Genomic DNA, 11,436 nt, shown 5'->3' with positions numbered 1-11,436 from the left:
CGAGTGCCCGGTCACAACGGTCGTACCGGAAAACTCCTGCAAGACGACGGCGTTCGAGCTTTTGTCGATATACGCAACGTCAAATTTCGGTGTGATACCGGAATTTCGAACATCACATGCCACCGTGGGGCGCATTCCCGAGGAACCCGTTGTCGAGACTTTGATCGGGAAACCGCTCACTTGGGTACCGTCGACCATGTCGATCACAGTAGCCCAAACCTCCTCGGTTACGCCGATCGCCGTATTCGTCTTGGACGACCACACGATATAGAGACGATAGACGTCGCATGCAATATCGAACTCGTCGCGTGTGTCTGCCTCCGTGTTGTCAATTGTATGGTTTAGCGGTGTAGGAACGGCATGATCTTGAACAGTTGCATTTGGATAGGAATAGATACCATTCTTGACAATCTGGAGCTCAATTGCCGGGACAGGCAAGGAATCGACCTTGATATCAAGTTCGGGAGAGTGTCCACCTCCGGCCGAGCGTATATCGCTGAGACCCTGCACGATGAAGCTCAAATTATCGCTTGCTGGCCAGACATACCGAACCGCACCGTTAAGGTTCGCCGTTGCCTTCGGACTTCCCAAAGTACCCGAGAACGAACCGCCACTCACGACTCCGGGTGGCTGGCAATCGGGAGCGCCGCTGGAGGCATTCCATGCAGGTTTTGCCAGCGTATTGCCGAGTAAGAACCATCCGCTTTGACCATTCGTGAAGCTTCCCGCGGGGCTTGCATTCCAATCGTGCCCGGAGATGTTCGCATTACTGCCAACATTCGTCGTCATTGTCCATTGTCCGTAGCCATTGGCTGCGAGACAGTTCATCGTCAAATTGACTCGTGGATCGGTAGACGGATTGAACGCCGCATCGTCATCAACCTCGTACTGCACGGTATTCTGGTACTCGGTTGGTGTTGACGTGTACGACCACGGCTGTGCAGCCGAAGGTGCCGGCCGCAGGGACATCGCAAAGAGTGCGCCAATGAGATGCAAGAACATCGCTCGGCTTAAGTTGTGTGTGTGTCTTGTGGGCGCCCCACACGATGGTTCGGGTTCGTTGTTTTCATAGTATCAGTTTCTCTAATGGAAATGCGTTGATAGAAACCAGCTTTCCTGACCAGATAGAGTAGCGGCATCGGCAAATGTCGGACAATATCGTAGGGTTTGCAAATATATAAAGATTTTTCATAGTATGCAATAGGTGATTCACACTTATTTTTAGGAGATAGGTGCCCGTAATGTTAAATTTCCAAAAATAAGGAGTTAGCATGTTGCTAAAAAGGACATAATTCCGTATATTTGTACTCCATTCCACTTGTCATTCCGAGCGGAGCGGGGAATCTGGGGTTGGGGCCGACTTACGGGCATCCACGCGACTGAAAGAGCGGTATCGTCACGGATTCCTCCCGTTGGTCGGAATGACACACTGGAGAGATGAATCGTTACCAAGAGCCGGCGTTTGCCGGCTCTTGTGTATGGGGGAGACGGTGCGGGAGTGCACAATTAGGACGTTGATATGTAATGGGTTAACGGTACATCTTCGCGGATTCGGACTTAGGGACTGGGGATTACCCACAACTTTCACACAAATATTTTGTAACCAATTGAAGGGTCAGGTGTCTTCTAAGTAGACGAAACTCTATGTCAAAGCACGTACAGACCATCCCTGCAGCATTACCGGACGCACCCGATGCGATCTCGGCGGAGCAGAGCGAAGAAGAGCGCCGAGATCTCGAGCGCATTTCGGCGTTCATTGCGGGCGACGATCGTGCGTTCCTCGATCTCTACGCCAGATACGAAGCGCCCCTGCTCCACTACTGCATGAAGATGTGCCCGGACCACCGGGTAGCCGAAGACGCGTTCCAGGAAGCCTGGACGAAGATCTTCGAATTGCGGTCCAAACAAGGGACGGTCACCCGCTTCCAGCCGCTGTTGTTCCGCATTGCCCGGAACATCTGCTTGAATGCGCTGCGAGGCGAGCGTGTCCGTAAACGCGACACCGTCAATGCCGACAGTGTCGAGATCGGTGCACCGCCCGAGCACCTGCATGAAGACGAAGAACTCCGTGCATTGCTATCGCGCGCGCTGGGCAAACTCCCCGTCGAGTGGCGCGAAGTGTTCGTCCTGCATGAGTACTGCAATTTCACCTACGATGAGATCGCGACCATGCTGGGCCGGACATTGACAAACGTCAAAACCACCGCGTTTCGCTCGCGCGTTCGCCTTCGCCAACTCGTTGCCAGTTGGCTTGGGCTCGGCGAACACGACGAGCATCCGCACCTCCCGTCATCCCTTCTGAAACGCCCACTATAAGTTGATACAAAGGATACTGCCATGAACCTTCGCGACGAAGAACAACTGCAACGCTATTTTGAGCACAAGATGAGTGCCGGCGAGGAACAGAATTTCCTCATCGACATTGCCGCGCGCGACGATATGCGCCTGGCCTTCCGCTCCCAGCTCGAACTCCTCAAAGCGTTGCGTGCCGATAAGGATGCCACGATGGTTACCGCCGCGTTGGTTCGTTCGCATACGCTTTCCGCGCTCGGCCTCGGCGCTTCGCTGCTACCGAATGCGCTCAAAGAAAAAGAACAAGAAGTTGCTCAGTCCGCTGCGATGCCGGTCTCGAATGGCTCCCGGCTATGGTCATTCGTCCGGCGTCCGGCGGCAATGCTCGTTGCCGGCCTCTTGGCCGGTGCTGCCATCGTGTACTCGATCGTACCGAACGGCACAACCACACAGAACCACAATGCGTCGAAGCCCGTGATCAGCGCACCTGCGACGATCGAAATTCCGGCGCCGACGCCACAACAGGAAACCCACGCCGTCGAAACGCCGAACACTACGGCCCCGGCTGCGACGTTCTCGGCTCCGCATCAGCGCGTTGTATCGAAGACGACGAAGCCGCAGAAGGATGCGCTGCCGATCGTCACAAAGACGAACAGCGCACCGATCCAAGTGCACACGAACGTGCATAGCGGAGACGATTCCTCCAAGTAAGAATAAGCGATACTTCCTTCAGTAAGATTGAAGCGGCCCGCCACTACGGCGGGCCGCTTCTGTTTGGGGCCTTCGGACAACGAGCAACTACACGAACCTTGCAGGATTTGAGGGAGTTGTAGTTAACGGATAGTTATCGTCTGGAATGAAGTCCTGTACGACGAACGGGGGTACACGCAACACACAGACCCGAGGCCTTGTGGTCCGGCAGCTCCGCGCACTGTACGCGGCGAGTATTGTATTGTATCTTGTCAGCGCCACTGCAGTCGCACAATTGCATCAACCGACTGCGTCGAACGATGAAGCTATCCGCCCGTCGCTGCTACTGGGAGGGACGTATAGTTCTAACTTTACCCGTACTTCGATAGACGCCTACAGCGGGGATATCCTGTGCGGAGTGTTCACCAGCGGCAATGGCGGCCATTTCAGTCTGCGGGCCCAGTACGAGTCGCCGTTTGGGAGCGCATTCGGATTGCTTGTCGGTCTTTCCTTCCGAAATCTTTCGAGCCGATACACGACAGCACCGTTCAACAACGAACGAGCTCTGTATCCGACGACCGGTTCGCCGGTCACCATCAATCGTGAGCGTATCTACGATGTCTCGATGAATGCAATCGGTCCGAGCATCGGCGCAAGTTGGCATCCGTTATCGAGGGTCTCGCTCGGTGCATCGATGGCGCTCTATGCGGTGCCCAATGCATCCTATGTGCAGAGCGAGCACCTCATCACCGGTGGAGTTGTATACACCGATAATCTGCTTTCGACGCGACCCGTAGCAAACGGTTTGCTGCCGACGAATCATATAGCGAGCGCTCTCGAGCTACAAGCAGGGTACGATTTGCCTGTCTCATCGAGGATGGCGGCCCGAGCGTATGCCGAAGGCGTCATCGGCCTGACCTCACTTGCAAATGTCGCGGGCGCACCGTATCGGGCATACAGCGTGAATGGCGGGGTAGCGCTTGTCTATACGTTCCCGTCAGAGAATGTCGAACGCCCCGTAGAACCGATCATTATTCCACCACCAGCGCCAGAGCCGAAAGCAACGCCACCGGTTGCCACTGCAACGCCTGCTCCGAGACCGAAGCCATTGCGACTCGAAGTGCGGGCCGTCGGGTTGACCGACCATGACGAAGAAGTATCGCAGCCGGTCGTCGCCATCGAGAACGTACTCGTCACCGACGTATCGCCCATGCTCGGCTACGTGTTTTTCGACGATGGCTCGTCGAACATCCCGCACCGTTACCACTGCTACGAACGTGCGTCATCGACAAGCAGCTTCTCTACGAAACAATTTTATTCGCTCAATGCCGAAGGAATCAACCATGAGTTGCTGAATATCATCGGGAAACGATTACAGGATCACCCGAAAGCAACCATCACACTGACCGGAACGCGCAGCATCCATTCTCCACTGGATTCCGCAACGAGCGATACGATCGCGTTCGCCAGAGCACAGCGGGTGGCAGAATACCTGCAATCGGTTTGGCAGATCGCCCCACAACGTATTCGCACCAGATCGCGCGCGTTGCCCGAGCTCAGTTCGGACGATAACAACGAATCGGGACAGGCAGAAAACCGGCGAGTCGAGATCACATCGAACTCGCGTGAGATTCTCGAACCTGTCGAGACGCGGAAATTCGAGCAAACGGCGACTCCGCCTCGCATCATGTTCCACCAGGATATCTACACCTCGCATGGAATCGCCTCCAACAAGATTATTATCCGTCAAGGCGACCGCGTCTTGCAAACACGAGATCAACTCAGCGGCGATACCCGGTCGGAATGGTTGTGGAATATTACCGACGGCGACGCGCTCAAGAGCAGCGATTCGGTTTCCTGGACAATGGTGGTTACCGACTCCATCGGTGAAACAGCCGAAGTCTCGGGCATCATACGCATCAAACCACAGGAGCACACGACGACAACGCACGCAATCGATACCAGTGATGCCGACAAGTCGCTCGAACGGTTCCATCTGCTGCTGTTCGATTACTCCTCGAGTTCGGAACTCGGGCAAAATAGCGAATCGGTATTGAACCGGCTTGCCGCCTCCGTCACGCCGGATGCGGAGATTACCATCACCGGTCATACCGATATCACCGGAGATGCGGCATTCAACGAAAAGCTTTCGTATCAGCGCGCGTCTCGCGCGGCGCTTTTGCTTGGCAGCAAACTTCGCGCAATGGGCCGCAGTATCCCTTCGCTCCAACTGGAAGCACGAGGCTCGAAGGACCTGCTCTTCGATAACAGCGTCGCCGAAGGTCGCATGCTCTCGCGCACGGTACGAGTCTCGATCGAACGCAACTTGAAGTGATCCGAACGCGACTGAAATATCGCTCTGCTCTGGTCGTTGCATTCGTGCTGATGAGCATCGCTGCGTGTGCAGAACCGTGTCACAAGAATATGCTTGTGATCCCGGATGCCGACTCCTATGTCTCGGTCGATCTTCCGAAGCGAATGCCGACCGGTGCGCTCACGCTCGAATGCTGGGCGTTTGCAACTGGCGCAGTGACAAGCGGCTCCGGATTGATTGAATATGGCGACGCACCGGATACCGGCGCATTTAGTCTGCGTTTCGGCGATAATAATCGCATCGTCACGACGCTTCGGCTGAACAATGGGATTGTGACGTTGCTTGGCCCGAGCATTGCAAGCCCGGGTTCATGGCATCATTATGCAGTGACGTTCATTCCTGGCGACAGTATCTGTCTCTATGTCGATGGCAATTTGATCGCAGGCACGCCGGTAAGCGGCACATCGCTCGCTGGTTCGTACAATACGCTCTTTATCGGACGAAGCCCAGCCGGAGGGGTGAGCTTTGTCGGCGATATCGACGAACTGCGGATCTGGAACACGGCGCGCACCGCCGGACAGATCTCTGCATCGATGGCCCAACCGCTCAGTGGGTCAGAGACAGGACTCGTCACCTACTTTAAGTTCGACGACGATCCTGGCGCAATACACATACACGACTTTAGCGGCAACGACAACAATGCAACGTATACAGGAAGTGCATTCCTGACTACCAGTACCGCACCGATACAAGGCTCTGCGCCGAACGGCTATATGATCGCTTCGCGGACGTCGTCGCTCACATTTCCGACGCTTGCCTGTGGCGAGACGACAACTGATACCGTACGCGTGTACAACCGCGGAGACGAGAGCATCGAGATCGGGTTGATCGGATTTCTCAGTGGCAAGGTATTCAGCGTTGCATCGACGACCGGCTTCCCACTGCCGGCTGGCGATTCGACAAAAACCGCGTTGATCATCATTCAAGCCAACGTCTCGAAACCGGGCCTCTATGTCGATACGCTGGTTGTAGTCAGCTCGACTGTCTGCGGCGGTGAAGTGCGTATTCCTGTATCGCTGCGTAAAGACGTCATTGCTGTCGGCTTTCAGGATAGTATCTTCTACCTGAATAAACCCTACAAACTTCTCAATTGCAATCTGCCCATCGAGCGCCAAACGCGTTTGGAGAATCGAGGCACGAAAAAAGTCACGATCACCGCTCTGAGTTTTACTACGGGCAGCGGACCGATCACGATCATTTCTCCGTCCGTGCCGTTCACGATCGATAGTGGATCGTCTCAAGAGATCAAGTTTCGTGTCAATCCCGGACCACCGGCAATGATCAATGCAACGCTGCGAGCAGTTGTCCAAGAGTGTCCGGTACAAACGACAATGCAATTCATCGGCGAACGAGTATCACAGAGTTTTACCTTCCCGACGAACATTCTCTTCCCAATTGTTCACGATCCCCCGACGCCGTATTTCCTTTATGACACGATCCAGTTGCACAATACGGGTACAACAGATCTGATCTTTAGTCCCGCAATGCAGTTATTCGGTGCGTCCGGATTTCGGCTGATCACACCGACAAACGGGCTCGCTGTGGTCCGGCCCGATTCGATACTGCGAATCGTCATCCAGTTCCATGTGATTGAGTGTGGCTCCTATCAAGCCACTCTGACACTTCATTTACAAGATAGCAGGAATTGCCCGCTCGATACATCCATTTCGATTGGTGCGACAGTACTGGAACCGGATCTCGCAACGGTATCTGATTCATTCGATCTTGGTGCGGGCTGTTATGACCGCGATACGACCATCGTTCTGCATAACCGAAGCGGCCGTACCGTCACGATCTATCCGCCTGCGTTTTCTCTCGACAGCGTCCTTTTTCTTTCCGCGTCAACGCCGTTGCCCCGTACCCTCGTCGATGGCGACTCAGTAAGTCTCCGCTTTCACTTTGCGCCAAATAAGCCCGGAGAGTACGACTTTACTGCTCGTCTGCGACTTGATCCGTGTGGTGACCGGGTGCTGAATTTCCGTGCGATCTATGGTGTCGGCAAGATGTCGGTATCCGACAGCGTCATCGACTTCGGCAGCGGATGCGATCTCGTTCCGCAGACCCGAACCATCCGACTTCGGAATCTTGCCGGCAGAACCATACTCGTGAACGATACCACAATCGCTCATTCGGGTTCGTTCACGCTCGTCGATCCGACATTACCATTTGTAATGACCAGTGGTGAAGAAAAGACATTAACGATCCGCTACGCACCGACAACACTGAGTGCAGAACGTGGCGAGATTACCTTGAGTGAGGATGGATGCTATGTGAAAACATTGGTTGCAAAGGCGGTTCGCGAACATGCAACTGTCGTCGCTGACAGCAACTTCATTGAGTTCGGTCGCACATGCCCGTCGGACACGTCGTATGCCTCCGTTACGTTGACCAACCACGGTTATGGTTCGGTGCAGATCGTCGGTGCAGCGGTGATCGGCGACTCACAATTCAGGGTAGTGTCGATACCCACGACTTCATTCGCGCGTGGCGAGTCGCGTGATATCCCCCTTGCTTTTCTGCCGAACGATACACTAGAGTATGCAGGCATACTCGAAGTGATCTTCGGACCGTGTAACGATACCGCCTATTATACGTTGCATGGAAGCGGTGGACCAAAACCGACGATCATTGCTACTCCTTCTATGCTTGATTTCGGAACAGTCAAAGTCGGATACCCGGATACACTATGCCTCACATTGACCAATCCGAGTTGCATACCGATCCCTGTAATGCCGGGGATGTTCCCTCCGCTGCCCGCACCGTTCTCGTATGCGTCGATCTCGTTGGCGACAGCGATCGACAGTGCTCATCCGCTTGAAATGTGCATCGCATTCTCGCCGACGGCTAATGGGACATCCGAATATTTCGACACCATCCGAAGTGCGGGATATGGGGTCATTCTCGGTCTGCATGGCAAGGCAAGAGCCCCGAAGCTCCAATATGCCCATGTCGTCGATTTTGGGTCCGTCCCACTCGGCTCACCGCACACTCGGGTTTTCGCGGTGCAGAATATTGGTGATACAAGTACGACCATATCGTTTACCCCACCGATCGGGCCCTTCGATATACAACCTCGCGTTCTCGATGTTCCATCCGCTTCGTTGATCCTGACAGACTCCACGAAGTTTACCCCGACCACATTCGGTTTGCAGTCTGTGCTCGTACCGATCCACTATGATAATATCGACGATACGATCTCCTTGCGCGGAAGAGGCGTCGGTCCGGGGCCACTTTTCTCTGTTTCGGATATTGATTTTGGACCGGTACGCGTCCATACCCAACGAACGTTGGGGATCGATGTCACTGCCGACAAACCGACGAATATTACCAATGTAAGCCTTGCAGGTGCCCAGAGCGTGTTCAGCATCTACCCCACGGGTTCTCGAACGATCCGAGATTCGCTCGATACGATTCACTACACAATCACCTATACTCCGTTAACGGAGACGCACGATAGCACGACAATCGTTCTTTCGACGACGACATCGAATGATGTCACGCTCGGCGTAAGCGGCGACGGGGTTGAAGCACATCTTTCGGTGAGCGATTCGCTGATCGACTTCGGGGATGTTGCACTGCGGTCAACGCCTGCAACGCGCTTACTGCGAATTGCAAATACCGGCGGATACCCGTTGACGATCGCAAACAGCACGCATGTTCTTCCCGTCTTCGGCGCAACGACCGATTCGCTGCGGATCGGACCTATTGAGCCGCACAGCGACACATCGATCGTTGTGAGCTTCAAACCTCGCACCGATATCGCCTATACCGACACACTCACAATCGTTGCCGATGCGCCGGAGCGCCAAGCACGCATCGTCCTTCGTGGTAATGGTGTGTTCGCTCCGTTCGGGTATCCGATGATTACCTACTCGCTCCCGCATCTCGGAGCACGTGTCGGCGACGTCGTCGATGTGCCGGTATCGCTTGGCGGTACTGATCTGGATCTGGTAACGATCGATACATTCACCGTCGATATCAACTACGACCCGACAGTGGTTTACTTCCGCGACTCGCTTCATACGACGGACCTCACAGTAGGTTGGACGCTTTCGTTCGAGCGCCGAGCAACGGATACAATCCGGATCACGGGCCGCGGACCGAAAATCGTCGATACACTCGACCTTACGCTCCCTCTCTTTCGTGTACGCGCCGAAGCGCTGCTCGGACCGCACGACTCCACCGGGCTTGTCGTCACGGCAAGTAACCCGCGCAATGCAGCGACACTCGCGGAATCTGCCGGTTCGTTCATCGTGACCGATTGCGGCAATTACCGAGGCGGCATCGTGTTCGTCGGACCGTATTCGCTCTCGACACCAACTCCAAACCCCGCCGGCAGAGTCGTAACGATTCCGTATGAACTCGGGCTTGCGGCCAGAGTGCGTATAGAACTCTACGATCAACTCGGTCGACACATACGAACATTGTTGGATGCGGACCGTGGGATCGGCAAGCATACGCTGAGCGCATCACTCAATGATCTGCCGAATGGCGAGTATTACTATGTTCTCGAATCGTTGGAGTACCGTGCGACTCAGAAATTGATCCTGGTAGGACATTAATTTCTCGAGGCAATGCGATCGCAGAGGTTCATCGCACTCTGTACAACGGCCGGAGTCCCTTGACCCGGGAATACGGTATCACCGACAAGATAAAACCCATCCAGCGCCGTGACATTCGGCTGCCACCGTGGCATCCAATTCTTCACAGAGTGTGCGATCCCGCCAACCCAGCCATGCTTGCGGTGCGTATAAAATTCAAACGTTTTTGGAGTACCCATTTCAAGCAGTAGTTTTTCTGCATCCGCGTATCCGGGTAACCGTTCACGAAGCACTCTATCAAATCGTTTAAGCACCTCTTGTTGTGTGCGTGCATACGTTTGGTTATCCATCATTTGCCAGCGCGAGGCATTCGGTTCGTGCGACGAAACACTGATGGTACGATACCCGAGCGGTGCGCGAAGCGTATCGCCTCGGTGCGAAAGCGAGATGAAGAGCGAGCCGAACGATGTATGATACTGATGATAGAGCGACCCGCCGTCGTCGATACTATCCCCAATGACCCCGGTCATCATCATCGCCCCCCAGTGCTCGCCGTAGGGCTTGGATATGGCTCGCTGCAACTGCTGCTTCAACGATTGCGGCACGGTGCGAAGTAGCTCAGCAGTGTTCCAGATCGTTGCATTACTGATAAGACGATCGCACTCATACCTTCGCTCTTTCGAATCGGTTACTATGAACCTCTTCCGAGATCGATCGTAGTCAATCGCCGTTATTCTGGTTTTATGTTGGATTGCTCCTCCTCGATCGACAAGCGATCGTTCGAGCAGTTCGGCGAATGCATATAACCCGCCGTTTACATAGAATGTATGCGCCGGGTATTCGAGGCCGAGCGCGGCCACGAGGGTGCTTGCTTCGCTACTTGTGCATTGAACGGAGATCATCAATAACTGATCGACGAATTCCCGAAAACGCGCGTCCTCTGCCAGGCCGTGGTTGCGGAGTATCGTCACCAGTGGCGTACGAGCGAAATGAAGGAGTCGTAGGTCCGAGAGACGAAATCGCAGGCCCGACGCGATAATATCCGTAGCGGAAGCAAACGGAAAGCGTGGATACCGTGAGGACACCTCCCACGCCCGTGCTGCAATCGCATCGATCTCCTTCCAGAACCCGATGCTGCGCTCGCCGAACACACGAGAGGATTCGTCGTACCATCGGGCAGGATCGGCGTGACGGCGGACAATCGTACCGTTTTGAAGCATAATACTAATGCCTGGATCCATCGGAACTGCATCGAGTGCAAGACCGAGTTCATCAAGGAGTCGTTGGACGGGGCGAGTACCACCGAGACCGCTCAACGTAGTTGCACCGACATCGAGCCGAACGCGGAGCTTCTGTTCGCTCTTATCGATTCGTATATACCTATCGTACGCCGACGCGCAACCGCCACTAACGGTATGCGCTTCGAGAACGAGGACATGCTCGTCCGGTCTGCGGTGTTGCAGCAATGCCGCGGTTGCCAACCCGCCGATCCCGCTGCCGATAACGATCGTCTGTGCCACTGTGCTCATTCCTTCGGTG

Annotated in this window: 6 protein-coding genes; 4 read left to right on the top strand and 2 right to left on the bottom strand. The window is 54.8% G+C overall.

Annotated features, from left to right (window positions below; all coding sequences use genetic code 11):
- On the bottom strand, window positions 1–1,002 hold a 1,002-nt coding region (locus JSS75_14475), incomplete at its 3' end, for a hypothetical protein (GenBank protein MBS1904908.1).
- A gap of 642 nt (window positions 1,003–1,644) precedes the next feature.
- Here JSS75_14475 and JSS75_14470 point away from each other — a divergent pair.
- The 4 genes from JSS75_14470 (at window position 1,645) to JSS75_14455 (ending at window position 9,918) form a co-directional block, all read left to right on the top strand.
- Window positions 1,645–2,316, top strand: coding sequence for a sigma-70 family RNA polymerase sigma factor (locus tag JSS75_14470; protein ID MBS1904907.1), 672 nt, complete (start codon window positions 1,645–1,647; stop codon window positions 2,314–2,316).
- Window positions 2,317–2,337: 21 nt separating this feature from the next.
- Window positions 2,338–3,003: a hypothetical protein gene (locus JSS75_14465; protein ID MBS1904906.1), complete on the top strand. Its 666-nt coding sequence runs from the start codon at window positions 2,338–2,340 to the stop codon at window positions 3,001–3,003.
- Window positions 3,004–3,148: 145 nt separating this feature from the next.
- Window positions 3,149–5,317 carry an OmpA family protein gene (locus tag JSS75_14460; GenBank protein MBS1904905.1) on the top strand — a complete coding sequence of 723 codons (2,169 nt, stop codon included), beginning with the start codon at window positions 3,149–3,151 and terminating at the stop codon, window positions 5,315–5,317.
- Window positions 5,314–9,918 (top strand): choice-of-anchor D domain-containing protein, encoded by a 4,605-nt coding sequence (locus tag JSS75_14455; GenBank protein MBS1904904.1) that lies wholly within the window; start codon window positions 5,314–5,316, stop codon window positions 9,916–9,918. Before JSS75_14460 ends, JSS75_14455 begins: the two co-directional genes overlap by 4 nt.
- Here the strand turns inward: JSS75_14455 and JSS75_14450 are convergent.
- Complete coding sequence (locus JSS75_14450; protein MBS1904903.1) at window positions 9,915–11,426, bottom strand: NAD(P)-binding protein; 1,512 nt, start codon at window positions 11,424–11,426, stop codon at window positions 9,915–9,917. The genes JSS75_14455 and JSS75_14450 overlap by 4 nt on opposite strands.
- Window positions 11,427–11,436: the final 10 nt, after the last annotated feature.

The organism is Bacteroidota bacterium, assembly GCA_018266755.1.
Lineage (GTDB): Bacteria > Bacteroidota > Ignavibacteria > Palsa-1295 > Palsa-1295 > JAFDZW01.
The sequence above is the reverse complement of the archived record's forward strand: the minus strand, read 5'-3'. Positions and strand labels throughout refer to the sequence as shown.

Coding starts and splice junctions, on each gene's coding strand:
- JSS75_14460 (MBS1904905.1), top strand. CDS start 3,149: ATGAAGTCCTGTACGACGAACGGGGGTACACGCAACACACAGACCCGA.
- JSS75_14465 (MBS1904906.1), top strand. CDS start 2,338: ATGAACCTTCGCGACGAAGAACAACTGCAACGCTATTTTGAGCACAAG.
- JSS75_14450 (MBS1904903.1), bottom strand. CDS start 11,426: ATGAGCACAGTGGCACAGACGATCGTTATCGGCAGCGGGATCGGCGGG.
- JSS75_14470 (MBS1904907.1), top strand. CDS start 1,645: ATGTCAAAGCACGTACAGACCATCCCTGCAGCATTACCGGACGCACCC.